The 25,983-nt window shown below is 67.4% G+C and carries 23 protein-coding genes; 6 read left to right on the top strand and 17 right to left on the bottom strand.

Going from position 1 to position 25,983, the window contains the following annotated elements; translation table 11 throughout:
- Nucleotides 1-29: 29 nt before the first annotated feature.
- The 12 genes from ACFVV1_RS25210 to ACFVV1_RS25155 all read right to left on the bottom strand — a co-directional run bounded on the left by ACFVV1_RS25210 (nucleotide 30) and on the right by ACFVV1_RS25155 (nucleotide 12,848).
- Nucleotides 30-1,226 (bottom strand): JmjC domain-containing protein, encoded by a 1,197-nt coding sequence (locus ACFVV1_RS25210; RefSeq protein WP_389993212.1) that lies wholly within the window; start codon nucleotides 1,224-1,226, stop codon nucleotides 30-32.
- Nucleotides 1,223-1,987, bottom strand: a complete 765-nt coding sequence (locus ACFVV1_RS25205; RefSeq protein ID WP_389993209.1) for a hypothetical protein — start codon at nucleotides 1,985-1,987, stop codon at nucleotides 1,223-1,225. Before ACFVV1_RS25205 ends, ACFVV1_RS25210 begins: the two co-directional genes overlap by 4 nt.
- Nucleotides 1,974-2,813, bottom strand: a complete 840-nt coding sequence (locus ACFVV1_RS25200) for a DUF692 family multinuclear iron-containing protein (protein WP_389993206.1) — start codon at nucleotides 2,811-2,813, stop codon at nucleotides 1,974-1,976. The genes ACFVV1_RS25205 and ACFVV1_RS25200 overlap by 14 nt, the downstream gene beginning before the upstream one ends.
- Nucleotides 2,810-4,552, bottom strand: coding sequence for a galactose-1-phosphate uridylyltransferase (gene galT / locus ACFVV1_RS25195; protein WP_389993203.1), 1,743 nt, complete (start codon nucleotides 4,550-4,552; stop codon nucleotides 2,810-2,812). Before galT ends, ACFVV1_RS25200 begins: the two co-directional genes overlap by 4 nt.
- Nucleotides 4,549-5,439: a hypothetical protein gene (locus ACFVV1_RS25190; protein ID WP_389993201.1), complete on the bottom strand. Its 891-nt coding sequence runs from the start codon at nucleotides 5,437-5,439 to the stop codon at nucleotides 4,549-4,551. Before ACFVV1_RS25190 ends, galT begins: the two co-directional genes overlap by 4 nt.
- The gene (locus tag ACFVV1_RS25185) at nucleotides 5,436-6,527 is read right to left on the bottom strand and encodes a serine hydrolase domain-containing protein (RefSeq protein ID WP_389993198.1); all 1,092 of its coding nucleotides are present in this window, start codon (nucleotides 6,525-6,527) and stop codon (nucleotides 5,436-5,438) included. The genes ACFVV1_RS25190 and ACFVV1_RS25185 overlap by 4 nt, the downstream gene beginning before the upstream one ends.
- Entirely contained in the window at nucleotides 6,524-8,251 is a 1,728-nt protein-coding gene (locus tag ACFVV1_RS25180) for an AMP-binding protein (RefSeq protein ID WP_389993195.1), read from the bottom strand. Before ACFVV1_RS25180 ends, ACFVV1_RS25185 begins: the two co-directional genes overlap by 4 nt.
- Nucleotides 8,252-8,258: 7 nt before the next feature.
- Entirely contained in the window at nucleotides 8,259-9,536 is a 1,278-nt protein-coding gene (locus ACFVV1_RS25175) for a YcaO-like family protein (RefSeq protein ID WP_389993193.1), read from the bottom strand.
- The gene (locus ACFVV1_RS25170; protein WP_389993190.1) at nucleotides 9,533-10,213 is read right to left on the bottom strand and encodes a hypothetical protein; all 681 of its coding nucleotides are present in this window, start codon (nucleotides 10,211-10,213) and stop codon (nucleotides 9,533-9,535) included. The genes ACFVV1_RS25175 and ACFVV1_RS25170 overlap by 4 nt, the downstream gene beginning before the upstream one ends.
- Entirely contained in the window at nucleotides 10,210-11,844 is a 1,635-nt protein-coding gene (locus tag ACFVV1_RS25165; protein WP_389993187.1) for a hypothetical protein, read from the bottom strand. The genes ACFVV1_RS25170 and ACFVV1_RS25165 overlap by 4 nt, the downstream gene beginning before the upstream one ends.
- Nucleotides 11,841-12,428, bottom strand: a complete 588-nt coding sequence (locus tag ACFVV1_RS25160) for a TOMM precursor leader peptide-binding protein (RefSeq protein WP_389993185.1) — start codon at nucleotides 12,426-12,428, stop codon at nucleotides 11,841-11,843. Before ACFVV1_RS25160 ends, ACFVV1_RS25165 begins: the two co-directional genes overlap by 4 nt.
- Before the next feature lie 150 nt (nucleotides 12,429-12,578).
- Nucleotides 12,579-12,848 carry a hypothetical protein gene (locus ACFVV1_RS25155; RefSeq protein WP_389993183.1) on the bottom strand — a complete coding sequence of 90 codons (270 nt, stop codon included), beginning with the start codon at nucleotides 12,846-12,848 and terminating at the stop codon, nucleotides 12,579-12,581.
- 450 nt (nucleotides 12,849-13,298) lie between these two features.
- Here ACFVV1_RS25155 and ACFVV1_RS25150 point away from each other — a divergent pair, with 450 nt between their 5' ends.
- From ACFVV1_RS25150 to ACFVV1_RS25125, 6 genes are all read left to right on the top strand, one after another.
- Entirely contained in the window at nucleotides 13,299-14,219 is a 921-nt protein-coding gene (locus ACFVV1_RS25150; RefSeq protein ID WP_389993180.1) for a JmjC domain-containing protein, read from the top strand.
- Nucleotides 14,216-15,229 (top strand): hypothetical protein, encoded by a 1,014-nt coding sequence (locus ACFVV1_RS25145; protein WP_389993178.1) that lies wholly within the window; start codon nucleotides 14,216-14,218, stop codon nucleotides 15,227-15,229. Before ACFVV1_RS25150 ends, ACFVV1_RS25145 begins: the two co-directional genes overlap by 4 nt.
- Nucleotides 15,226-15,807, top strand: a complete 582-nt coding sequence (locus ACFVV1_RS25140) for a hypothetical protein (protein WP_389993175.1) — start codon at nucleotides 15,226-15,228, stop codon at nucleotides 15,805-15,807. The genes ACFVV1_RS25145 and ACFVV1_RS25140 overlap by 4 nt, the downstream gene beginning before the upstream one ends.
- A gap of 4 nt (nucleotides 15,808-15,811) precedes the next feature.
- Entirely contained in the window at nucleotides 15,812-17,272 is a 1,461-nt protein-coding gene (locus ACFVV1_RS25135) for a glycogen synthase (protein WP_389993173.1), read from the top strand.
- A gap of 94 nt (nucleotides 17,273-17,366) precedes the next feature.
- Nucleotides 17,367-18,818 carry a glycogen synthase gene (locus ACFVV1_RS25130; RefSeq protein ID WP_389993171.1) on the top strand — a complete coding sequence of 484 codons (1,452 nt, stop codon included), beginning with the start codon at nucleotides 17,367-17,369 and terminating at the stop codon, nucleotides 18,816-18,818.
- A 6-nt stretch (nucleotides 18,819-18,824) separates the two neighbouring features.
- Complete coding sequence (locus ACFVV1_RS25125) at nucleotides 18,825-20,405, top strand: MFS transporter (protein WP_389993168.1); 1,581 nt, start codon at nucleotides 18,825-18,827, stop codon at nucleotides 20,403-20,405.
- A 66-nt stretch (nucleotides 20,406-20,471) separates the two neighbouring features.
- Here the strand turns inward: ACFVV1_RS25125 and ACFVV1_RS25120 are convergent, their stop codons facing one another.
- From ACFVV1_RS25120 to ACFVV1_RS25100, 5 genes are all read right to left on the bottom strand, one after another.
- Nucleotides 20,472-21,791: an aspartate aminotransferase family protein gene (locus ACFVV1_RS25120; protein ID WP_389993165.1), complete on the bottom strand. Its 1,320-nt coding sequence runs from the start codon at nucleotides 21,789-21,791 to the stop codon at nucleotides 20,472-20,474.
- A gap of 41 nt (nucleotides 21,792-21,832) precedes the next feature.
- On the bottom strand, nucleotides 21,833-22,141 hold the full coding sequence (locus ACFVV1_RS25115) for a cupin domain-containing protein (RefSeq protein ID WP_389993163.1): 309 nt from the start codon (nucleotides 22,139-22,141) through the stop codon (nucleotides 21,833-21,835).
- A 70-nt stretch (nucleotides 22,142-22,211) separates the two neighbouring features.
- Nucleotides 22,212-23,330: a sedoheptulose 7-phosphate cyclase gene (locus ACFVV1_RS25110; protein ID WP_389993160.1), complete on the bottom strand. Its 1,119-nt coding sequence runs from the start codon at nucleotides 23,328-23,330 to the stop codon at nucleotides 22,212-22,214.
- A 442-nt stretch (nucleotides 23,331-23,772) separates the two neighbouring features.
- On the bottom strand, nucleotides 23,773-24,954 hold the full coding sequence (gene glgA, locus ACFVV1_RS25105) for a glycogen synthase (protein WP_389993157.1): 1,182 nt from the start codon (nucleotides 24,952-24,954) through the stop codon (nucleotides 23,773-23,775).
- Complete coding sequence (locus tag ACFVV1_RS25100) at nucleotides 24,944-25,771, bottom strand: HAD family hydrolase (protein ID WP_389993155.1); 828 nt, start codon at nucleotides 25,769-25,771, stop codon at nucleotides 24,944-24,946. Before ACFVV1_RS25100 ends, glgA begins: the two co-directional genes overlap by 11 nt.
- Nucleotides 25,772-25,983: the final 212 nt, after the last annotated feature.

The following is a 25,983-nucleotide window of genomic DNA, read 5'->3' as shown; positions in this document are numbered from 1 at the left end:
GCGGGCTGTCTCGGCGGGTCGCGGGGTTGTCACCCCGGTGAGACCTCGCGCAGGATGCCCAGTTTCATCAGTACCCGTGCGGCTCCCACCGCGTCGTCGGAGCGCACGCCAGGGAAGAGCTCGGACACCGGAGACCGGTCACCCGGACCCAAGTGGGTGAGCCCTTCGGCCATGGGTTCGGGTATGGCGATCACGCTGGTGCCGGAGAACGTAGCTTTTACGATCCCGTCCTCGGGTTCCGTGAACACGAGCGGAAGTTCTGTGCGCTCGACCTGGGTCGTGGGACCGACATGCTCTTCCCGACGTGTTTGCTCCAGGGTCTTGACCGTGCCAGGGCTGTCGTTCTTGGTCAGGAGTCTCTGGATGGGTTCGGCGGCCTCGAGTTCACGCAGACGCGTCGCCAGCCGGCCGAGGCGGTGTGCGAACTGGTCGGCGAGCTCTTCCCCACGGGAGTCTTCGAGGTACAGGGCTCCGGCGAACTCTTCCTCCTGGAGCAGCTTCTTCGTCGCCTGCAGCAGCAGTTCGCTCCAGGAACGCGGCTGCACGATCACGGAGAGGTGCAGTGACATCGAGTCCTCGGCCACGGCCGCGTGCGGGGTGTTGTAGGGCATATAGAGCACGTCGCCCGGACACAGCGATACATCGAGAGCAGGTTCGCCTAATGCCTCGCTCGTGAAGCTTTCCCGTCTGGGCTGGGCGTCAGGCAACCGGTCCCACAGATACCAGCGCTTGGTGCCGCTCAGCTGCACGACGAAGACATCGGCAAGATCGCAGTGCAGGTCGAACCCCTGCTGGCCGGCAGGGGTGAGGAAGGCGGTTGTCGCGACCGTGGTGTTGAGCCGTCGGCGGAGGGCCTCGGTGAGTCGGTGCAGTCCGGGGTGGTAGCGGTCGATGTACCCCCAGACCAGGGTGGAACCGTCGTGAAAGCGACGGTAGACCTCGTCGCGTACCACCACGTTGCGCAGAGCCGGACCGAATTCCGCGTAGGACCGTGAGTACACGGACTCGGGCACGTCGATGCCGTCCTTGACGATCCTGAGGCACTCGGAGCCGACAGCGCGGAGTGTGAGCAGGTCATCGAGTTCCGCGATGCTCAGCACGCCTGCTGGGTCACTGCGCAGTCCGTTCTGGTGAAGGTGGGCGTTCCGCTGGTAGTCGGATTCCAGGAAGTGGGTCGCGTCACCGACGAGTTCATCGAACGAAGGGACGTAGGGGGCGCTGGTCACTGGATGAAACCTTCCCTTCTTGCTTGTTCGATGACGTCTGCTGCGTCGGTTCCCGTCAGACGTGTGATTTCGTCCGTACTGCGGGTCCCGTCGCAGAGCGCGAGCACCTCCCGGCCCTTCGAGGGAATCTCAATCAGGCGCATGCCTCGGTCGGAACTGGCCTGTGCCAGGTAGCTGGTGGTGTCCGGTGTCGTGTGGGGCGGCTGTGCTCCCGCCCGGAATTCTCGGTACAACTCGCCGACGCGGCAACCGAACTCCTCCACCGCGACGTTCGGAGCGAGGGCCGGGTATCCGTCGCTCCCCAGGCGATCGAGCCCGAGGGCCCGGTGCGTCGAGGTGGTCAGCCGGTACCACATGCTCTCGAAACGGATCATGTCGCCGATCTGCCACAACGGTCCCTGTGAGGGGATCGCTGCGGCAAATTGGTTTATCGCGGCGCTCAGAACGTCGGGATCCTCCGCCGCGTAGACCGGTTGTGCCAGCGGATGAGCGAGAACCTCGGCGGACACCTGAGGCAGGGACATGAGGGCGAAGGTCACCTGGTAGTGCCGGCGTGCCGCGTACTGCCTGTCGGCACGCAGCAAGGAACTGGCCTTGCGCAGGCGGCTGAAGTCGATCGCACGGAGTGCGGCGAGTACGGGCGGTTCCAGGCTGTGAGCCGCGCCGTACGCCTGGGTATCGTCGAGGAACTCCTCGACTCTGCGCGGGTCCGAGAGGAGTCTGGCGAGGGCCGGCTGGAAGCCTGCGTCATCGAGTTTCATGTGCGGCCCCTTCGACGATCTCGCGGGCCCGCCGCAGATCGGCCAGGATCTCTCCGAAGTCATCGGGGAAGTGGTCGTCCCGTTCGATCATGACTGCCTTAGGCCGACACTTCGAGACGAGACGTGCGAGAAGGCCGAAGACCTCGTCGCTGATGGGGCCGTCATGGCTGTCCAGCTGGAGGCCGTCGAATTCCTGTCGGCCGGAACTGCCTGCCAGATGGACCTGCACGACGCGGTCGAGAGGGAGCGAGTCCAGCATGTCTTCCGCCGAGAAGCGGTGGTTCCTCGCGTTCACCGCGATATTCGTGAGATCAAGCAGAAGTCCGCAACCACTGCGATCGAGCACTTCGGCGAGCATCTCGGCTTCGCTCAGCTCACCGGGAAGGTCAACGTAATAGGCGATGTTCTCCAGCAGGAACGGTCGGCCGAGATAGGCCTGGGCCTTTTTCGCCTTCTCGGCGATGTGGCGCGCGCGCTGCATCGTGCGGCGCACGGGGGTGAGCGTGCCCAGTTCGACCCCGTCCTCCCGGGTGAAGCACAGATGGTCACTCACCCAGGGCGCTTCCACCGCGTCGGCGATGGCCGCGACACCGTCCAGGTACGCCAGATCCAGTGGTTGCTCGGAGCCCACTGACATCTCCAGGCCGTGGGGTATGAGGACGAACTGCTCCTTCAGGCAGCGCAGGGAAGCGTCGGCCCGGGGACGGCCGAGATAGGCGTCGGTGACGATTTCCAGAAAATCGACCTCATCGCGGTGCCTCACCGTGGCGTCGTGCATCTCGCGGCGATAGCCAAGACCGATACCGAGATGCGTGGTCGCGTTCATGTGTTCCTCCATGAGATGTCGATCAGTTCCGACGGTCTGGCCGCGGACGACAGAGCTTTCGCCATGGCCTCGGGATCGGCCTCGCTGACGAACGCGCCTGCTCCCAGCTCACCTGCTGCCGACTTCTTGATCCGGGACGGCGAGGCTCGGTCGGAGAAGACTTGGACATGGAGATGGGTGACATCGTCCGGGCCTTTGCCGGCCGGTGCCTGTACCCAAGTGGCCAGGTAGGGAAGTGCCTCCTCGGCGACATCCGCGAAACATCCGAGCACCGTACGGTACAGATGGGCCAGTTCCTCCGTCTCGACTTCGGTGAGGGCGGCTAGTTCGGGAACGTGCCGCAGAGGATAGACATGCACCTCGTAGGGCCACCGGGCGGCGAAGGGCACCACAGCGGCCCATCGCTCCGTCCGTGCGACGAGCCGCTCGTTCATGTCGAGCTCCTGCTGTACGACGATGCAGACGGGGCAGCCCTCGCCGCGGCGGTGCGCCTCGAGCGCGACTTCCCGCATCCGCGCAAAGCGCCGCGGCAGGAACGGGTAGCCGTACACCTGCCCGTGGGGATGTGCGAGGGAAGCGCCGACTTGTGCCCCGTGGTTCTCGAAGCAGACCACTTGCCGGACGCCGTCAGCGGCGTTGAGGGACACAGTTCGGTCGGCCATGGCCTCAAGGACCGTACGTACGCGCACCACTGGAAGGTCTGAGAGACGTGCCTCATGGTCGCTGCTGTAGGCAATGACCTCGCACCGGCCGGGGGCTGGGGAGCGGGTGAGGGCCCGGGGAGCGTGCGGCACCGCACCGGGAACCCCGGAGAGGGCCGGGTAGCGATTCTCGAAGACGGCCACGTCGTAGCCGGAGGCCGGTATTTCCGAGTGTCCACCGCCGGCGCTGAGGCACAGGGGACAGGTCTCCGCCGCACCGTCCGAGCGGGCCCGGCGGTTCGGTGCCATGATCACCCAGTCCTGCAGCAGAGGGTCCCACCGCAACTCCGAATGGCTCTCGACGGGAGCGAGCCGACGTGAATCAGCGCATGGCCGGTGGGACGTGCCCGGGTCGTCGTAGAAGCGGATCTCTCTGCCGTCGGCCAGACGGTGTACCGGGACGCGTCGCCGGTCGGTGCGGGGCTCCGGACAGGATCCGTCGATTTCGCGCCGTCCTGTGACGGCCCTGTAGATGTGACTCAGGGCCCCGGCTGTGGTCAACACCCCGTCGGAAAAACGCTGTTGCGGCTCAGCCCGCTTCGGGTCGTTGTTCACCAGGAACGAAGTGCAGCCGGCGCTCTCGCCCGCCAGGACATCGCTCTCCATGTCACCGATCATCCAAGAGCGGTCGAGATCGGCCCCCAGTTCCGCCGCGGCCTTGAGGAGCATGCCGGGTTCCGGCTTGCGGCAGTCGCAGCGCACGGCCAGGTGCGGGACCTTCCCGTCCGGGTGGTGCGGACAGAAGTAGACGCCGTCCAGGCGCACGTCGAACTCGGCCAGCAGCGCGTGCAGATGGTCGTGCATGGCACCGAGGTCGGATTCGTCGAAGTACCCGCGGGCGACACCGGACTGGTTGGTCACCACGATCAGTAGGACGCCGGCCTCCTGCAACGCGCGGAGCCGAGGGCCCACACCGGTATTGAGGACCAGGTGGGAGGGATGGCTGGGGTACGCCCTGGGTTCGGTCAGGGTTCCGTCCCGGTCAAGGAAGACCGCGGGTTCGAGTGCGGCGGTGCGTCGCCGTGGAGGTCGACTCATGTGAAGGGCACCTCGAGAAGACACCCGGTCTCCCGCAGGAGTTCGTAGGCGTGTTCCACTTCTGCGCCGAGCGCATCGGCGCGCAACGTGCCGTCCGCGGCGCGCCACAGGGCCTCGGCCGTCTCGGACAGCTCGAAAACCTGTCCGTGGTCATGGTCGACGAGGTACGTGGAACCGTCACGGCGTACGGTGCTGATCCGTTGGTTCCGCAGGAGGTGCGTCGTCGTGTCGAACAGAGCCAGAACCTCTCGTTGCTCGGAGTAGAGCAGATAGGAGCAGCAAGGGGCGACGCGCAGGTGGTGTTCGGTTGCCGGCGGCAGTTCCACGTCGTGAACCGACAGGGGCTCCTCCCCGCAGGGCAGTGAGACCAGCCGGGCCGGCACAGGTTCCGGCCCGTTGTTGCGTACGGTCGCGGTAGACATTCCGTCGGCCGAGTGGACCCCTCGGAGGGACACCTTCTCGACGAAGAAGCAATCGGTGGCCGCGGTCTGCGAGGCGATGCGCCGCCCGTCCGCCCACAGCTCGATGGTGAAGGTGTACCGGCCCAGGGGGGCGTCGGCGGGCAGGGTGTGGACGGCGTAGTGGTGCACGCCGGACCGAATGGTTTCCAGAAGGTCGGTCAAGGCGGCCCCCTGCCCGGCGCTGTCCGACGGCTCCAGGCGGGCGACGGCGGCCAGCAGAGGGACCTCGGATCGAGGTGGTCCGGGCGGGGTGGCCGCCACACCGAGCAACTGCCGCTCCAGAACCACACTCATCTTGCCTGTCGGATCGGTGACGGTGACTTTGAGCAGGGGAAAGCCGTATTCCGCGACGATCCGGCCCACCTCCGCGGCGCAGTGGATGGTGACCTGGCCGCCCGGGAGAGTCCGTTTGGGGAAGACGCTCATATCGGGGAGCCAGCCGCTAGGTCGTAGATGTAGTCCATGATCTGACCGGTGTCCTCGCCATCGACGGTCAGTGCGCCGAAGGCGCAGGCGATGACCACGCCCGTCCGGGGGTCGGCGCCCGCGCACACGTGCCCGACCAGACCGCAGGTACCGAAGGAGGACCCGGACCAGCGGGTGCCGAATCCCCAGTGTCCGGACAGATCGCGCATGAAGCCGCGGCCGTAGTCGCAGTCCCGCTTGAACGTCCGGTCGTGCGACCGCCCGCGGGGCGAGGCGACCATGTCGGTCAAGGTCCGGGCGGATACGGCGAACTCGCCGGACCCCTGGGTGGCGTCGAGTGACGCCTCGTAGAGGCGCCCGAGGTCGGACATCGGTCCGTAGCCCCCGTAGCAGGGGTTCTTGGTCCCGCATGCGGCCCGGCTGATGAGATAGGGCCAACGCCGGATGCCACCGGGGGAGACGAAGGTGGGGACCGCGAGACGGGGAGCGGCGGACGCGTACCCCTCGGGAGTCATGGCGGCCCAGGTCGAGGACATCCCGAGCGGTTTGGTGATCTCCGTGTGGATGACCTCGGTGAAGTCATGGCCGCGTAGGGACTCCACCAGCGCGGCGAGGACGTACCACGCGGTGTCCTGGTGATATCCCTGGTCCTCACCCGGCGTCCACGCGGCCTCCCCCTCCATCCGCAGCACCCGCCGTACGGCGTCGTCGAAGGGCTCCCGGTACGGCCCCGGGCCGGCCGGGAAGCGGAAGCCCCCCGCGTGGCTGAGAATATGCTCGACCGTGATGTCGCCCTTGCCACCGGCTGCGAAATCCGGCAGATGGTCGGCGACGCGGTCATCGAAGCCGAGGTACCCGTCGTCGATCAACTGGCCGACTGCCAGGGCCAGGAGCGGCTTGGCCGCGCAGCTCCAGTACATGATGGATTCCGCGGTGAGCGGCACACCGGGTTGTGCTTCGCCGACCGCGGTGTTCAGGAGCGGGCGGCCATGGCGGGACACGTAGAGCTGCGCAGCGGCGTACGGGCGCTGCTGGAAGCGTGTCTGGAGCAGGTGCCGTACGTCGGCGAAGTTTGAGGGCCGGCTCACGCGGTGCCGCCTGTCCCCGGTGTCGCTCGGAGTTCGAGTTCCGCCGCGAGCGCGCCGAGGTTCGGACTGGACTGGAACCAGCTGTAATCCACGTCGACGTGAGTCAGCTGCTCCAGTTCGATCGCGATCTCGACCGCAGCCAGGGAATCGCCCCCGAGGGCGAAATATTCGTCGTCCGGGCCGACGGGGTGCGTGATGCCGAGCACTCTCTGCCAGACGCCCGCGACGGTACGCTCCGTCTCGGTGCGGCACGGGCGGCCGCTGACGGACCGGGCACGGATCAGCGCTGCGACCGCCTCGTGGCGTGTCTTGCCGTTGCTGCCCGTGGGGAGTTCCTCCACCGCCACGACGGGTGAGGGGACCGCGTACGCGGGGAGTGCTGTCGTGAGGTGCTTGCGCAGTTCACCGAGATCCTGTCCGGCAGCCGTCCACTCGACCGCGGCGGCGAGGGTCTGACCGAGCGTGGAGTGGCTCTGGACCACCACCGCGGCGGCACGCACCGAGGGGTGCTCCTCGAGGGCGCGGCGCACCTGGCGGAGTCCGACGGTGTGCCCGCCGATCCGGGCCAACGTATCGCTGCGTCCGGTGAGATGGACACGGCCGGTGTCGTCGGTGAAGCCGATGTCCCCGGTGATGGTCCAGCCGTCGCGCCAGGTCGCCTGTGTGGCCTGCGGGTCCATGAGATAGACGAGCGGCTGGGCCGAGTCGCGGATGCAAACGCAGCCCGGAGCGCCGGGCTCCGCCCACGAGCCGTCGGTCGACATGATGCGCACCTCGGTACCCTGCGCCGGGCGCCCTCCGGGGCCGAGGTGGCAGTCGTCCTGGGTCACCACCAGATGAGCGTTGCCGCCTTCGGTAAGCCCGTAGGAATTGATCACCTCGGTGCCCGGGAGGAGCTCCGCCAGCTTCCGATGGTGGTCCGGGCTCAGTGCGTCCGAGACGAATCTCAACTTGCGCCATGTGGACAGGTCGGCGTCCGGCCGTGCCTCCAGAGCGCGGATCAGGGAGCGACCGCACGCGGTCGGCAGGACCGTGGTCGCCACGCGAAACCGCTCGATCTGCTGTACGAGGGTCTGGGCATCGAAAGGTACGCAGCACACGAGCGTGGCAGACCGGGCCACCGCGGACAGCAGAAGCTGACGGGTGCCGATCGCCGTGGCGTGCGAGACGCCGTGGCCGAGCACCGCGGCCCAGCGCGGCCGCTCGCGGTAGCGCCGGACGGTTTCCATCAACGATCCGTGGTGCGCCGCGACCCCCTTGGGCGCACCAGTCGTCCCGGAGGTAAAGATGATGTCCGCGAGCGCCGCGGCCGGCTGGGCCGATGCCGTGTACCCGCTGTCGCCGTAGCGCGCGGCGGAGACGCTGACATGGCGTGTGCCAGCCGCCCAGTGTTCGGGTGCCGACGCGGTCGAGACGGACATGCCTACTCCCACGTCGCCGCACATGCGGCGCAGTTCGCGCACGGTCGCGTCGGGTGGGAGCACCACGGCGACTCCGCCGGCCATGACCGTGGCGAAGTAGCCGACGGCGTACGCGGCCCACTCCGCGTCGCCGAAGCGCAGGGCGACCCGGGTGCCGGGGGCCAGTCCGGAGTCGGTGAGCACCGAAGCCAGACGTCGCGCATCCGCCATGAGGTCGCGGTAGGACGTGATCTCCCCACCGCTGACCAGGCCGGCGTCGGCCGATGCGGCAGTGGCCTCGACGAGTTCCGCGAATGTCAGCATCAGTACCTCACGCAAAGGGCTGGGGATCGGGGTTGAGGTCCTTCTCGGCCAGGACCCGGTTGCCCAGGAGCGCGGGCAGGCGGTACAGCCTCGGATGGTCCAGAAATCGGGCGTGCCGGGCGAAGGTGACCGGCTGCAGGCTGGGCATGACCACCCGTGCGACGTGGAGGCCGATCTCAGCCGCTTCCGGGGTGGTCAGATCGACCGCGTACACGTCGTGCCCGGCTCGCTCGCAGGCCCGGAGCAGGTTACGCAGGTTCTGCCGCTCGTCCGGGCCGGACAGGTTGTCGAGCGTCGGCTGCGGGGAGCCGGCCGCGGCTGAGGGGTGGAGGAGGAAGTCCAGGGCGGAGTTCCGTTCGGCGCGCCCGATCTCAAGGGCGCCGCGGACGTGCATGTCGATCAGCTGCGGTTGGCGCGATGCCGCTTGAAGCGATGGCCTGATGGACAAGGACTCGGTGATGGCGCTGGCGGCCGCCGCCCCGAGATCGCGCGTGGTGCTGGCACTGACCACCCTGCCGACGACGGGGTCGTGCGGCGCCTCCTGCACGCAGTAGACCGTCGGTACCCCGATCTCCGAGGTCGCGTCGAACAGATGCACCGTGATGAACTTCCGGGCACACCAGTCGATGAGACGCAGTGACTCATCGGTGAGGTGAGCGGGGTCCAGGCGGGGCAGCGCCATCCGCTGGAGCCAGATGACGGAGATCATGTCCCGTTCGATGACCTCGCACACCGCGTTGATCAGCGCTGATTCCCAGGTCGGTCCGGCAGCCGCACCGGTACTGATGGGCTGCCAGAAACGCTCGGCCGGAAAGGGCTTCAGCCCGAGGTACACCATCACGCTCGGGAGCAGTACGGGACGTCCGGCACGGAGGTCGATTCCCTTCGTCCACCGGATCGGCTCGCTGGGGCTGGGCCGAATCAGCGAGCACTGGGGATGGTCGAGCTCCCGGCGCGAGCAGCGCGGCACCGTATCGAGGTCGATGGCGTCGGGCAGGGAGTCGGCGTCGCCGAGAACGAACTCGTCCTGTGGTGTGCAGGTGGCGAGACGTTCCAGGGTCTCGATCACCGAGACGCGACCGGCTGTTTCGGGGTCGGCGGACCGCCCGGAACCGGCCAGTCCCGCAATCTCGTTCTGGAACGGCCGGTCGTGCCACTGTCGGGCCGAGTGCGACAGATAGACGTGGTACCAGTCGGGGTTGTAGGGGGTGTGGACCCGTCGGGGTGCGTGCGCCACCGCCGCGTACGGGCCGACCAGTTCGTGTACGTGGGTCAGTGCGCTCATGGTGCCTCGTGTCCCAGGGCCAGGGCCAGGACCGGGTGAGCAGCCGGCCCGCCGGGGCCGGGCCCGGGGAGCAGGGCCGGGTTCATACCGCGGAACAGGCAGCCGGAAACATTCAGGGTGAGAGCGAACAGCCAGGCCGAGTAGAGGGCGCTGCCCGCTGCGGTGAGAACGTTGAGGTATCCGTCGGTGGGGTCCGATGCCATGGCGTCGGCCAGATCCCACAGGGGGTAGAGGACACAGGGTGCCGCTACCAGCTCCGGCTGTCCGGCGTAGGCCTGGGCGCCTGCGTTCGGAAGCGCCGCGACTCTGTGCAGCCGGCCCTCCTCGTACGCGTACAGGGCGGGCTCAACTCCGGCGACGCGGGACGCGAAGACGAGCCATGTCGCCCGGTGGCCCTGGTCTCCGGGAGGGACAAGCAGCTCGGAAGCCTCTGTGGCGACGCCGCAGATCGAGAGCACGTCGGGCAGCGGCAGCGCATCCGTCGTGAACCTGCGCACCGAATGCCGGCCGGCGGCGGCACGTTCCAGGTCATCCCGTTCGAGGCAAGCCAGTCGGGACGCGAGTCGGGGCCGGAACGGTCCCTGCCGGCCGCGGGTGAGGGTACGCGACGGGGACGTGAGGATCGCCTCTGCCGATTCGCCGAGGACGCTCTCTCTCAGATGCTCGCTCATGCTCATGCCCGGACCTCGTTGAACGCCATGATTCCTGTGACCATCTCCGACTCGCTGTCGAGGTCGAGCACTGAGGCGACCAGCTCGGTCTCCCACCGCGGCACCAGCAGCGGGCGAAGCCCTCTCGCCTCCGCCATCAGCGCGGCGTGGGTCAGTACGACTCCCGCGTCCAGATGCACCAGGCGCAGCGCCAGGTCCTGGTACTTGGCGGCGAGCTTGCCGACCATGCCGACCCACACCACGATCCGGTCGTACCCGTCCGCGAGGCCGAGACCGGTGAAGAGTGCTTCCGCCTCCGAGGGAGTGACGCGGCCCGACGCGACCAGGCGCTCGCCACCGGAGTCGAACCACGCGGCGTTGCTGTCCAGCCCGGTGATGAGGTGCCGCGAGAGCACGAAGGCCTGAGCCGAAGCGAGGTTGCCCGCGGTCGGGACGATCCGGCGCACGGTGATGGCCCTCGGTGCTGGACGGGCCCCCACCGTCGCGCCCAGCAACTCGGTCAGCTCCAGGATCGACGGACCGAGACGGTCGTCGGAAGCCGGGAGTGAGGGACAGGTGGGCAGGGCCCGTTCGGACTCCTCCAGGGCGCGCGTGTCGGGCGGGCGCCGGAGCGCTGCGGGCGACCAGAACTGCGGGGGCGGATCGGCGATGTCCTGCTCGAATTTCCAGGGCAGCAGTTCGCCCTCCGGAAGTCGTGCATCCCCGCAGGCGGGGCAGGCCGGCCGACGGTAGAGCCTCCGGGTGGAGATGTCCAGGCCCTCGGAGCAGCGGCCGGGCGCACCCCAGCGGACTTCGAGCACCTGATGCAGTGCCCGGACATGGCCTACGCCCGTGAGCGCGTGGACCACGTCTCCGGCGATGGTGCCGCTGATGGTCTCGATCAAGACCGGAACCGGCGAGAGGGGCGGGGTGAGGTCGGGAAGCTGGTCCAGGGTGCAGCTCGGACAGCCGTAGTCGCGGTGCGTCAACGGCCCGACAAAGCCGTGTCCCGTGCCGCTGCCGGCAGCGATCCAGGCCAGCCCTGCCTCATGGGACTCCATCAGTAACCGGTGAGGGGTGGCCGGCGTCCCATCCAGGAGGCAGACGAGGATTATGGGCGGAAGCCAGCCGTCCGTGGAGTCGGGCTGGCGCTCCGCCCACCGTGCCGGGAGCCTGCCGTCGCGGAGCGTCTCGGTATGCACCCCGCTGTCCGACAGGATGTGGCCAAGCGTGTCGGCGAGCGCGCCGCTGCCTGCCACGAGCACGGTCCCGAGCTCAAGCCGCTCGGCGGACTCCTCGGCGCTGAAGACTCGTCCGGTGAAGCCCGCGTTGCGTGACAGGAAATCGAAGGTGTGGGAGGAGGTGGCGTCAGGGCGCTCACGGTCCTTGTCGACGTACTCAAGGAGACCCTGCTTCCACAGGGTGTCGACTGCGGCATCGATGTCGTCCATCGAGATGTCCAGGAGCGTGGCCAGTTCGGCCTCGGACCGGGTGCCGTCGAGAAGGTCACACAGCTCAGGCAGGACGTCCTGCACGCCGGGCCCGGTGAAGGCGGTCGGTAACGGTCCGCCTTCCAACACGTAGGAGCCGGACGCGGCGAACCGCACCAAGCCGTGGGCCAGCCGCGGATTCGCACCGCTCCGGGAGCCCCCGTTCATCGTTCGTCCTCCGTCGTTCGGCGCCCATCGAGTTGCTGGTGCCAGCGGGCGCAGGTTGAAGTCGGAATGAACCTGTGTGTGCGCACCGTGTTGGTGAGTACGTGGTACGTGTGGAGTCGGCGGAAGGGCTGGTGATCCTGCGTCATCAGGGACAGCGCCAGGCCGCAGGCGAGGGCCGCGTGATGGGGCAGGAACCCGACGGGGCCGACGGCCGGATCGTCGTCGTAGAGGTCCCACAGGGATCTGGTGTGGTCAGGGTTACCGCTTGCGCTCAACTCGCGTCCCGTCAGGCACGCATAGCAGCCGGCGAGGCTCCGCGAGAACACGGGCCCGACCCGCACGACGGGATGGGTGAACACAATGGGCAACCACCACGGCACGGAGGTGCTGGAATCGAGTGCCTCGGAAACCGTGCGACTCTCTCGCCACGCTGCCATGACGACCGGACGGCCCATGGCTGCCACATCGTCGACGCCGATGATGCTGGCCGGGGATGGCGCGATGCGACGGAGTCGCTGAGCCACGGCCTGGCCGAAGTCTCCGATGGGGAGTATTGCCGGGGTCGCCCGGTCGCTTTCGCTCATTTACCTACCGTCATTCGTCGCCTTCGTTTCCCGATGTCGCACCGGGCACCCGAGGAAAACCGGCATGATGTCGGATCCGGAGGGCAAAATATATCCCTGGTTCAGGATCCTGCGGCAAGGGGTATTTTACGTCGGCGTGACTGGATGGAATCAGCCAGTGGTGTCGGGCTCCGAGGGGCTGACCTCACACGGAAGGCAGGCGCAGGCAATGCCGCAGCCGCAGCCGCAGCCCTTCACCAGATGCGTTTCTTCTTCTGTGGACAGCAGCTCGATGCGCAGGCTGCGGCCGGCCGGCTTCACAGCGCTTTCGTTCTCCTCGGTAGGCGTATCCAAGACTTTAGGGGACACGATTCTCTCCTTCGTCGGATGAGATTCTCTTTTCCTGTCCGGCTGAAGTGGTCGGCGGGCAGGATTAGCCATGGAAACATGCTGGGTCTCGCACTTCAAGACCACCCACCCAGCAACTACTGTGTGTAGGGGGCGAGTTGGCTCCTGACGGACGAGGTGAACGGGGGAAGGTATCGGTGGCTTGTCCTGGGGGGGCTTCTCCGAGAGTGAGCGGGGTTGTGGCGATATGGGAAGAGAGCGGCATGGTGGACCACGGATGTCGCGGGTTCGCCACTCGGCATTCCCACTCCATGGATGGGGGAGTTCCGTCTTACCGCTGTTCATGTTCGCACCCACTGTCACCAGCTATGACGTCATCATCGGGAACATGAACGGCTGTGGAAGTCTTACGGGTCATGAACGGACGGTTTGTTGCATGGGTTGACAGGGATGCTGGCACCCTTCGATGATCAGGATCGAGACGGCGGGACTGCGTCAAGTAGGTTCCACGGGTTACCTCTCCGGGGAGGGTGGTCTTTCGATATGCGCACACCGGACTTCGGGGAACTTGTCGGGGACCCCCAGGAGTTTTTTGCGGAGTACGTGAACAAGCGGCCGCTGATGCTGCCCGGGGGGCTTGCCGGCGACCCTCAGGAGATTCTGTCCCTGGCGTACCTGGATGAGCTGCTGTACTTGGAGGCCATTAGGCCGCCGTATGTCCGAGTGTTCTCCGGCGGGGCGGCCGTGCCACCGGAAAGATATACTCGCTCGGTTAAGATCCAGGGAATTGATGTGCCGAATGTCGTCATGCCTGAGCGGGTCCACTCGCTGTTTCGCGACGGCGCCACGGTCACCTGGCACTCGATTAACCAACATGCTCCGCATATGCGAGCATTAGCAAGAAACCTCAGTAGCCGGTTCGGAACCCGCAGTGACATCACGGCGTTCTTGACGCCACCGAGGCAGCAGGGGTTCGAACCTCACCACGACCCCGTCGATGTCTTTGCCCTGCAGCTTGCAGGAACCAAGCGTTGGCGAGTGTGGGAGCCCATCAGGGAGCGAAAGGCTGACATCGGGCACTATCGCCTGGAGGATCTCGGCGAACCTCGTCTGGAAGTCACTCTGTGTCCAGGTGACGTGCTCTACGTCCCTTTCAACACGCCGCACATGGCCGTATCCGAGGACCAGATCTCCCTTCACTTGTCGGTGATGATCCAGCCGTTGATGTGGCAGGATTTGATGTTGCGAACTGTGGAACGGCTGGTAAGGGGCGATGAGTTCGAGCCGGCTCGTGGGGAGGGGGAATTGCAGGTTGCGGGCAGGCTCGAACGGCTCGCCTCGTGCCTGCTCGACGTGGATGTCGCCGCCGAACTGACCCGGCAGCAGACGCTGGGTGAACGAGCTGAGGGCAGCCGGAACGGAAGAGGGTTCCAGTCACAAGCTGTTGGGGACGTGTCGATATGACGGGCCGTTGCCTGAGCGAGAGGGCGGCGAGCGGACCCGAGTCACTTTTCACCGACGCCAGTTGTGTTCACGCGGCATTAGGAACACTCCTGCTGGAGCTGGACCCCTCGGCCGACATCGTCACCGCTCTCGGCAGCGAGTGCAACACCCAGGCGGTGGGCGGTGAGCTTCTTCCGGCGTTCACCCGGGCCCTGCCCACCCCCCTGTCCGCCCTGCGCAGGAAGGGGTACGCCGTTGAGCAGCTGCCTCTGGACGAGGAAGGGCAGACAGCCCTGCTGGGTGCGCTGTCCCAGGACGGGGCGGTGGTCGTCGATGTGGATACTTTCCACCTTCCGCACCACTGGGTGGACTACGGCCGGCTGCACTCCCTCCACGCCGTGGTCCTTCGAGACTTCGACCCGGTGGGCCGCACGGTCCGGCTGACAGACCCCGTGGACGTGACGTGGTTCGACAGCCGGGTTCCGTGGTCGTTGCTCCAGGCGTCTGTCACCGGTACCGCGATGGGCCAGTCGTGGCTCCGGGTCACGCCCGCCCCGCCCGGCGCCGGACAGGGCGTCGACTTCACCCACCTGTCTTTGCAGGCTGCCGCACTGTGCGGAGACCTGCCGGGGCAGCTGAGTGGCTCGGCGCTGGCACGCGAACTCAAGACAGCGCTGGACCGGTTCTTTCCGTCGGACCCCGGCGCCGAGCCGCTGCCGTCGGACTGGATCAGCCATGTGCAGCACGGGCTATGGAGTTATCACCACACCCTCAGGTGGTTCGCGAAGTACCTCGCGACGCTGTCCGGCGAAGGCGGTTTCCGGGTCGATGAAGCGGCGAGCGAGGTGGAACGGGCTTCCCAGGACTGGCTGGTGGTACGGGCGCTCCTGCGCCACTCCGGATTTCCCGTCCCCGAGCCGGCCATGATGCGCTACCGCTCAGAGGTGGCACGTCGGCTCGACCGCATCACCGAGGATCTGAGCCGGGCGGGCGAGGCCCTTGCGGCTCCGGGAGCGCGGGCTCAGGCATGACCACGGAACAGCGATACAGCCAGGTCGACCTGGCGCCGCACCTCGACAACGCCGGCTGCAGTCTGCCCGGCATCGACGTCGGCGGAGGGTTCGACGGCCTCGGCCGGGCGCTTCCCGCCGAGGAGATGCACTGCCTGGAAGACCGCGAGGTGCGCCGGCCGCCCGGATGGGGCCGTGGAGCGCCCGACAACGTGGCCTGTGACGGCCAGCGTGTGATGATGCCGGATCCTGTCACTGCCCTCGGCGTCCGCCTGCTCGGCGCCTGCTCCGGTGGTTCGCTCCTGGACGAGATCGTCCTTGAGGGATGTGGGCCGGACCAGGAGAAGTCGGTCGCCGTACGTGTGGGCCTGAGCGACTTTCTGGCCATCCGGCCACGATTCGACGAGCAGGAGAGTGCGGTCTGCTCGCTGCTTCGAGAGCACGGCAAGGATGTGTACGGGCCCCGGCCCCGGCTATGGACCGGCGGCGCCGACCTGGAGAAGGGCGTCACCTGTCGCTCGCTGCGGCTACCGATCAATCCGCAGATTCACATCTTCCGGCTGTGGATCGTGATCGGCTCCGGCAGAGAGACGAGGTAGACCCGTGAGGTGCCTGTACATAACCCAGGAGTACGCGCCGCTGTTCACGGAAGGGGGACTCGGGTTGACCAGCCGTGCTCTCCCCGGGGCGCTGCAGCAACAGCGAGGAATCCCACATGACCTGGTGATGCCGTACTACCCCTGGCTGCTCGACCGCTCGGGATGTCGCACCGAACTGGTGTGCACACTGGGCGAGTTGGCGGTGGCCGGTGTGAGCGCCCGCGCCGAGGTCTGGCGGCTCCTCGGCCACGACGGTCCGTGCGACATCTACCTCATTCGTGCCGACCCCTGGTACGACCGCGGCGGTATCTACCGGGACGCCCGGTATCAGGAATTCGGCGATGCGCGCGAACGGGCGGCGTTCTTCGGGATCTGCGTGGCCCGCTGGCTGGCGGAGCGGGGCAACCCTTACGACGTGGTACACGGAAACGACTGGCAGTCGGGTCCGGCACTCGCGCATCTCCGGGCGGACCGCAGCACCCGGAAGCCCGCGCTGCTCATGCATGTGCACAGCGCCGTCCACCAAGGCCCGGTCACGGGAGACCTGGCCAGGCTGGGGCTTCCCGAATCCTTGCTGACGGACTTGCGCCGAGCCGCCCCTGAAGAGGCGTCCCTGCTCCTGCTCGGACTTCTCGCGGCGGACCGTGCTGTCACCTGCAGCCCGACGTACGCACGTGAGATGAAGGCCGCGTACGCCACGTCCCCGCTCGGCCGCGCCCTGGTGCGCTGCGACCTGACCGGCATCGTCGCCGGGATCGACCAGGACCTGTGGAACCCCGCAGCCACCGACGCCGGTACCGCCCTGTACTCCTCAGCCGACGTGGAGGAGGGCAAACACCGGAACAGACGGCTACTGCGCGACCGCATGGGCCTTGCCGGCGACGACGGAACGCCACTGGTGGGAATCTGCGGCCGGTTGGTGCGCGAGAAGGGGATCGATCTGGTTCCCGCAGCGCTGGACCCGCTCCTGCGCGCGCGACGGCTCCAGCTCGTCCTCATCGGCCCCGCGGAGGACGGCATCCGCGAGGACCTCCTTGCCCTGTCCGATCGGCATCCCGAAGGCGTGCGGCACCTCCCCGACTTCGACCAGAAGGCTGCCTGGCTGCTCTACGCGGCTTCCGACTTCACCCTGATGCCGTCACGTGAGGAACCGTGCGGTCTGAACCAGCTCATCGCGATGCGCTACGGCACGCTCCCGCTCGTCACGCCGGTCGGCGGACTCGCCGACACGGTCGGCGACATCGAGCGCCAACCCCATGACGGCACGGGATGGTTCATCCCCGAGTGCACCGTGCGAGCGGTCAGGGATACGGTCGAGCACGCCCTGGAGCAGCTGCGCCTCGAGCCCGCAGCCGTGCTGGAGGCGCGACGCCGAGCGATGTCCCGGGACTGGTCCTGGGCAGAGGCCACAGTCGGCTTCGCCGGCCTCTACGCGCGCCTGGTCGCGGAGGTCGCCGCCGCCTGACCCGACCCGCGCCGCAGCGTCCCACTCCCGGACGATCGGCACCCGACCGGCTGAACCGTCGCGATCGCATCAGCGCCATGGAGGGCTTGTTTCTATGAGATGCCTCTACATCACCCAGGAGTATGCGCCGTACTTCGTCGAAGGGGGCCTGGGGGTGACGAGCAGTACGTTGCCCGCTGCCCTCCAGAAGGAGCACGGTGCCGAACACGATTTGGTACTGCCGTACTACCCGTGGCTGTTGGAGAGGCACGGACTCGACGCCGAGGCGGTCTGTGAGCTGCCCGAGGTGGATATCTGCGGTGTGCGCACGGCGGCCACGGTCCTGAGGCTGCTCGGGCACGACGGTCTCTGCGACGTCTACCTGATCCGGGCGGACACCTGGTACGCACGTGACGGCCTCTACCGCGACGCGTCCTACACGGAATTCGGCGATGCGGTCGAGCGAGCGGCGTTCTTCGGCAGGTGTGTCGCGGAGTGGGTGGAGGCGACTGGCCGCGACTACGCCCTGGTACACGGGAACGACTGGCAGTCCGGCGCCGCGCTGGCTCAGTTGCGCGATCGGAACCCGGAACTGCCGATGCTCTTCAGCATCCACAACGCTGAGTACGCGGGAGAGTTGAAGGACGTGCCGCTGGACGGCCTCGGCTTCTCGGAGGGAACCGTCCGGCTCCTGCGGGAGCAGGCGGGGGATGAACCGACCATGCTGCTCCTCGGCCTGCTCTCCGCGGACGCGGCCGTCACCTGCAGCCCCAGTTACGCCCGTGAACTGCTGGCGCAGGCCCAGGGCACGCCGTTGGGTCTCGCGTTGGAGCGCCTGGAGGTGACCGGTATCATCTTCGGGGTCGACAGCGATGTGTGGAACCCCGGAGCGGGTGAACGGATCTCCATACCTTTCCGGGGCGACACGGTCAACGAGGGAAAGCGTCTCAACAAGCAAGCGCTGCAACGCCACGTGGGGCTCGCGGAGGACGAGGACGTCCTCGTGGTCGGTGTGTGCTCGCGACTCGTCTGGGAAAAGGGAACCGATCTGCTGCTGGCGGCGCTGACACCCCTGCTGCGAAAGCGCCAGCTGCAGCTTGTCGTGGTGGGTCCGAGTGCCGTGGAGTACCACGACGCGCTCGTGCGGCTGACCGAGAGGCTGCCCCGTCACGTGGCCTACCGTCCGCAGTTCGACCAGGAGACCGCGTGGCTCGTGTATGCCGGATCCGCCATGACGGTGATGCCTTCCCGTACCGAGCCGTGTGGTCTCAACCAACTGATCGCCTTGGCGTACGGCACCCTTCCGGTGGTGAGCAGCGTGGGCGGACTCCAGGACACCGTGGTCGACCTGCGGCACGATCCGGTACGAGGGGTGGGAGCACTGATCCCCGAGCACACCCCGGAAGCCGTCCGCGACACGGTCCTCGACGTGGCGTTGTGGATGCGGGACAACCCGTCGGAAGTGTCCCGGATTCGCCGCCGGGCCATGGCACAGGACTGGTCCTGGACGAGGACGGCGCAGGAGTACCACGGGCTGTACGTCAAGCTCGGCGGGCTGGCGAGGTAGCCCGAAGTGCCCCTGACAACCAGTGACGCGGGGAGTGAGCCGGTGCACGACCGGCCCGTCCTTCCGGTCCCCGAAAACCCCCTGAAGGGCGAGAGTGTGGCGCTGGAACGTATCGAGGCCGTCGGTACGGCGGAGGCCGTCAGGCAGCAGGCCGCGCGGCCCCGTCAGGGTCTCGCTCTGGCCCTGCTCGTCGCCTGTGCCTTCATGCTCAACATGGACTCGGCTATCGTCGAGGTGGCCCTGCCCTCGATCAGGGCCGATTTCGGTCTCGCCCTGCGCGGCACGTCCTGGGTGGCGAACAGCTACATCCTCGCCTTTGGAGGGTTCCTCCTGCTGGGCGGCCGGCTGGGGGACCTCTTCGGGCGCCGCAGGGTGTTCGTGTACGGCCTCGCGCTGTTCGCGGTGGCCTCACTGGTCGGAGGCATGTCCAGCTCTCCTGGCGCGCTCATAGGTGCGCGAGTGGGCCAGGGCCTCGCGGCCGCGGTGGTCGCTCCCTCCGTGCTCTCCCTGCTGATCACGGTGTTTCCGGACGAGGGGCCCGAAGCACGGCTGCGGCGGAACAAGGCTCTGAGCATCATGGGCGCGCTGTCGGCCGGAGGCGGGTCGGCCGGCTACTTCCTCGGCGGCACGCTGACCGATGTCTGGGGCTGGCAGTCCACCTTCCTGGTGAATGTCCCGATCGCCGCCGGTGCCGCGTTGGCGGCTGTGCGGTTCCTGCCCGAGACCCGACCGGGTCTCGGCGGCAAGATGAACATCGCCGGCGCGCTGGCCATCAGCGTTGGCATGACGGGGGTGGTCTATGTCTTCGTCGACGCCAACAAGGCCGGCTGGACGTCCCCGCCGACGCTGTTCCTCAGCGTCCTGTCCCTCGGCATCCTGGTGGGCTTCTTCGTCGCCCAGAAGCGCAGCGCGGAGCCGCTGATCCCCCTGCGCCTGTTCCGCAGCAGAGTGCTGCGGGGGGCCAACACGGTGGCGGCGCTCATCAACATGGCCATCGGGCCCGTCATCCTGTTCGTCAGTTTCTACGTCCAGGATGTCCTGGACTACTCGGCGCTGGCGGCCGGCCTTGCGATCATGCCGATCGTTCTCACCGTCACGGTTTCCTCGACGATGACGGGTTGGCTACTGAGGCACGTCAGCAAGCGCGCCCTGATGAACACGGGGCTGGCGATGTTCGCCTGCGGACTCGCTTGGATGTCGCAGATGTCCGGGGGCACGTACTGGGCGGAACTGCTGGGCCCCGAGTGCCTGGTCGGCTTCGGCGGCGGGCTGGTCTTCGTGACGTTCACCGTCAGCGGCACCAGCGATCTCGACGAGAGGGATGCGGGTCTCGCCTCCGGGGTTCTGACCACCTCCCAGAAGATCGGCGCCTCGTTCGGTCTCGCCGTCCTCATCACGCTGGCCGACGGCCGGACCGAACGCTCCCTGGCCGGCGGCGCGCTGAGCTCGCGGGAGGCCCTCACCGCGGGCTACCAGTCGGCGATTTTGGCAGCGATCGTGCCGGTCCTGCTGGCCATGGTGGCGGCCACGGTATGGGTGCCCGGCCGTCGGCAGGACAGAGCCAGGACCGAGGCCTTCCCGGCCTGATGCCGGGTGTGGTCACGCCACCGTACGGCCATGCGCTTCAGGGCCGCCGCTCACCACTCAGCGGACTCACCTCGCCGCATCACCCATGGCGGTCACGGGGCGGTCCGGGAGTGCCGGGGCATCCGAAACCGCTCGGGCCATGGAACGATCGAGGATGGCCAGGCCTTCCTCGATCAGTGTGCGATCCATGGTGAACGGGGGAGCCAACCGCAGGATGTGGCCGCCGAGGCTGACGCGCAACCCCATGTCCAGCGCGTGGGTGTAGACGGCCCGGGCGATGTCCGGGGCGGGCTCGCGGGACGCCGGGTCCCGGACGAACTCGAGGCCGTACAGCAGGCCGAGGCCCCGCACCTCGCCCAGGACGTCGTAGCGTGAGTGCAGGGCACGGAGTCCCTCCTCCAGCACGGCGCCGAGGGTGCGCACCCGTTCGGTCAGGTTTTCCCGCTCCACCACCTCCAGTGTGGCTGCGGCGGCGGCGATGCCCAGGGGATTACTGGCGTAAGTGGAGGCGCTCGACCCCGCGGTCGCGCTCTCCGGTGACCGGAGAATGCTCTCGCGGCCGGCCAGCACCCCGAACGGGAAGCCATTGGCCATTCCTTTGGACAAGGTCACCAGATCGGGCTCGATACCGAGCGCTTCGGACGCGAGGAAGGTGCCGGTGCGACCGCCCCCGGTGAGTACCTCGTCCGCGACCAGGAGCACACCGTTGTCGCGGCAGGCGTCATTGATCTGCTCCCAGTACCCCGGCGGAGGGACGATGACGCCCGCGGCCCCCAGGACGGGCTCGAAGACGAGGGCGGAGACATTCGGCTTATCACTGATGTGACGGCGCACCAAGGAGGCGCAGCGCACTCCGCAGCTCGGGTATTCCAGCTCGAGGGGGCAGCGGTAGCAGTACGGTGAGTATCCGAGGACGCTGTTCCCCGCGAACGCCTGATTGCCGATGTCCCAGTGGACCAGCATCCGGGAGCCCATGGTCTTGCCGTGGAAACCATGGCGCAGGGCGCCGATGCGGTTGCGTCCCGGAGGGGCGACGGCCTGGATCACGCGCAAGGCGGCTTCGACCACTTCGGCGCCCGTCGAGAGAAACGTGTAGGTGTTGAGGTACTCCGGCAGCAGGCGGTCGAGGAGGTCGCACAGTTCGGCACGTCGTGGGGTCGCGGAGTCGTGGACGTTCCACAGCTTCGAGGCCTGCTCCGTCAGAGCGCTCACCACCTCTGGATGGCAGTGGCCCAGGGACTGGGTCAGGGCTCCCGCGGCGAAGTCGATGTACTGATTGCCGTCCAGGTCGGTGAGGACGGAGCCGTGCCCCTCGGCGAAGACGCGGCGTCCGACCGCGGTCTCTTCGGAGGCGCCGGGTGCGAGGCTGCGCTCCTCTCGTTCCAAGTGGCGTTCCTGTAGCCGGCGTCCGGCCCCGAAGCGGCCGGTCACAGCGGATCACCGCCCAGCGGTGAGATCTCGAACACCAGCAGATGGAGATCCTCGTCGCCGTCGTTGACCAGGCCGTGTGTGCCGTGCGGGCGGTTGGGGATGACGTCCCCCGCGTCGACCCGGAACTCGGCATCGTCCAGGTGCATCAGTCCGCTGCCCCGCAGGATGATGTAGGATTCTTCGTCGTCCCCGTGCCGGTGGACGCCGATGGATGCGCCGGCCGGGAGGATGACCACGTCGACGAAGCCCACTCCGGCGGGGGCCGTTTCACGGTCGTACACCCGGTGGGCCAGGAGACTGCCCATGCCGCCGTGGTCTCTCTCCTTCGTCGTGAAGAGGTCTCTGTAGAGGTTCGACACCCTGCGTCGCCCGGGGTCAGCCGTCGGCATCGCTCTCCGCTTTCGCTCGGGCCGCGTGCGCGGCCACGGCGTCCACCGCCGACCGCAGGACGCGAGGCGGCAGGTCGTGCAGGTCGTCCACGAAGGTCGCTGTTCCGATGCCTGAGGGGACGACCAGGTAAAGGCGGCGGCCGCGACGTTCCCACGACGCGTGCAACGCCTGCTGCATCAGTTCCAGAGTGCACGCTTCGGCGTCGAAGAGGGGCAGCCGCAAGCCCTCCAGCAGGTTCACGATTCTCGCGCAGTCCTCGGCGCCGATGAGGCCGAGGAGCCGGGCCACATGGCTGGAGATCGCCATGTCGATGGCGACCGCCTCACCGTGGGCGATGCGATGGCCGCTGGCGGTCTCGATGACCGGGCTGAAGGTGTGGCCGAAGTCCACGAGCCGGGCCAGTACGTGTTCCCGCAGGTTGAAACAGAGCTCTTCCAGCATCAGCCGGATCGACGTGCGGATCACATAGTGCTCGACGTCGGTGGTGCCGATGGGCAGGCCGGGTGAGCGGCCCTGGAAGATGTCGTGATGCATTTCCAGGGTGTGGAAGAGCTCGCGGTCCCGGATGACCGCCATCTTGACGATCTCTCCGAGACCGCAGCGGATTTCGCGGTCGGGGAGCGTACCAAGCAGCGTGGGGTCGTTGAGCGAGGCGTACGGGGGGTGGTAGGCGCCGAGCATGTTCTTGGTTTGAAGCGCGTTGACACCGGTTTTTACGCCGATGCCCGCGTCCACCTGCCCCACCAGCGTGGTGTTCACCCGGATGTACCGGACGCCCCTGGCGTACATGGACGCCGCGAAGCCGACGATGTCGCAGACGACACCGCCGCCCACCGCCAGCATCACTCCCTGCCGGTCCAGTCCTTCACGTTTCGCGATGGCGCACACGGCCTCGGCCGCGGCGAGCGTCTTGCTGTCCTCCCCGGAGGGAATGACGTCGACACTCCAATCCCCGGGTTTCAGGTGCGCTGCGAGGTATTTCCGCAGTCGGTCGCCGTAGAGGTGGTTCACGGACGGGCCGAGGAATGCGACAACACGCCGGTCTTCACAGCTGCGGGCGAGCAGGGGATTGTCGAGCGATAAGAGTTCGTCGGATATGTCCACTCGGTATGCGGTCTTGTCCGGTGCCAGAAGTGCGAAACCGTCAGGACGTGTATAGACGCCGGGCATGAGCGAATCAGCGGTCTGTGAACTCTGTTCGGTGAGTACCTCAGTGCATGCTTCCGTGGCCTGGCTCATCACTTCCCACCCCCTGTCGAACTGTGCATGTGAAGGAAGAGTCCCGCTGTGCGTCCGCGAGGGGACTGCGGGCCCCGAGACGGATCGGAGTCAATCATTCGAGCGTTTCCCTGAGTAAGCCTTCGCTCTGTGCTCCGCAAGGTTGCGCACCGGGGAGGCGTCGTCTCACAGAGGGCATGGCCGGCGCTGCGGGGCGTGGGGGAGATGGGACTGATTGGCATGTTCATGCTCCGATGGATGCTTCAACGAGACGCATAAGCAGGGTAGTTGACTGGGATTGCTTCTGCCGCAGTGGGTGGACCGCGGTTCAGGAGACTTCTGCGTAGAGCTTGCGTACCCTCCCGGCCATCTCTGCCCAGGAGAACTGGGAGACCGCCCGACGGCGGCCGGCTTCTCCCATGCGCGCAGCCAACTCCCGATCTGATAAAAGGGTGTTGATCCGCGCAGCGAACTCCTTGGCGAAAACCTCGGGGTTCCGCGGCTCCCCCCGGCTGCCGGGCTCGACCTCCAGGGGGACCAGAAAGCCGGTCTCACCGTCGTCAACCACTTCCGGGATGCCTCCTGTGGCCGACGCCACGACCGGTGCGCCGCACGCCATCGCCTCAAGGTTCACGATGCCGAGAGGCTCGTAGACGGACGGGCAGACGAACGCCGCCGCGTGGCTGAGGAGCTGGATGAGAGCGCGTCGTCGCAGCGGCCTCGATATCCATAGGACTCCCGAGCCCCTCGCGCGCAGTCCGGCGACGGCCTTGCCGAATTCGCGGCGCTGCTGGAGGGTGTCGGATGCCTCCGCGACGATGACGAGCTGCACATCCGGCGGGAGGGCCTCAGCAACGTGCAGAAGATGCCGGAGTCCCTTCTGGGGAGTTATCCTCGCGACACACGCAACGATTTCCCGGTCCGTGCGTATCCCCAACCGCTCCAGTTCATCGGTGTGCGGGTCGGGGGCGTAGTGCGTCGTGTCGATTCCGTTGTGCACCACCGCCACACGGCCGGCGTCGATCTGCGGGTATGTCTCGGTGAGGTCTGCGGCCATGGCGTGCGAGACGGCGATGATCTTGTCGGCGCGGATGAGCGCGTCGCGTTCCAAGGAAGTGGAAAGCTGGTAACCACGGCCCAGTTGCTCGGCTTTCCAAGGACGCCTGGGCTCCAGACTGTGCGCCGTCACCACGTGAGGTATTCCGTAGAGGATGCTGGCGGTCTGCCCCGCGAAATTGGTGTACCAGGTGTGGCTGTGCACCAGAGATGCCCCCTGCACCGCGTTCGCCATCGACACACTGACCGATAGCGCCTGCATGGCCGGATTGGCGTCGGCGAAGTCGGCTGTGACGGGGTGGCAGACGAGCCCTTCGCTTTCGTGCGCATCGGCGAAGCAGTGCACACGGAGGTCCAGGTGCGGACGTAAATGGTGTGCCAGATTCTCCACGTGGACACCTGCCCCTCCGTACACATGGGGCGGGAACTCGCGTGTCAGCAGGTCAACGCGCATGCCGGAGGCCTCCGTCGCGCGGCCGGGCGCTCGGCGCGAGGGCCAGGAACCGTTCCAGGACGGCTGCCACCCCGTCCTCGTCGTGGGACGGTGCTACCTCGTCCGCGACGGCCTTGAGTTCGGGATGGCAGTTCGCCATGGCTACCCCGTACCCGGCCCAGTTCAGTATGGGGATGTCATTGGGCATGTCCCCGAAGGCGATGACGTCCTCGCTGCGCACTGCGTAGTGCTGAGCGACGCGGGCCAGCCCCACGCTCTTTCTGATGCCCAGGGGCAGTATCTCAACCATGTCCGGGCCGGAGTGGGTGACCGAGACGGCGTCGCCTGCGGACCGGGCGGCCACGGCGGCGAGGTCACCGTCCGTCAGGGTGGCGTGGCGCAGGAAGACCTTGTCGATCGGTTCGTCCCAGATGCGTCGACGGGGAACCAGTGTGTACGGACGCATCTCGCGGCTCGCCCCGAATTCGGGCGTCACGACGAACTGGCCGTTCAGCCCCGACAGGGCGACGGCCAGGGCGAGCGGACCTACTTCCGCGCTGATGCGCTCGACGACGGAACGGGCGAGATCCGTGCTCAGCGAAGCCGAGGACAGCAGGCGTCCCGCGCTCGCGTCGTAGATCTGGGCGCCCTGACCACACACTGCCGGCCCGCTGTAGCCCAGTTGATCGAAGAAGGGAGCACACCCGGCGGCGGGCCGCCCGGTCACCAGGACGTGGCGCACAGCTGCCTGCTTCGCCCGCCCCAGCGCCGTCAAGGTGCGTTGCGAGAAAGTGTGGTCACTCCTCAGCAGTGTGCCGTCCAGGTCGGTTGCGGCCATGTGGAACCGGCGGTCCCCTGGAAGCAGGGAACCGTATTCCCGGGCCCTGCTGGATCTACCCAGCTCAGTCGCCTCTTCTGTTGCGGGCGTGGCGTCGTGCATATCAGTGCGTTCTCCTTCACCGGTGCATGGCCCACCCCGCCAGGCGGAGAGGGCGTGTGTGCTTCAGATCGTGAGGTGGTTGTCCCGGCCGGGAACGTGACCCTGCGGCC

The sequence above is a fragment of the Streptomyces sp. NPDC058092 genome, assembly GCF_042884935.1.
Taxonomy (GTDB): Bacteria; Actinomycetota; Actinomycetes; order Streptomycetales; family Streptomycetaceae; genus Streptomyces.
Note: the sequence above shows the minus strand (reverse complement) of the source record. Positions and strands in the feature narration are given on the sequence as shown.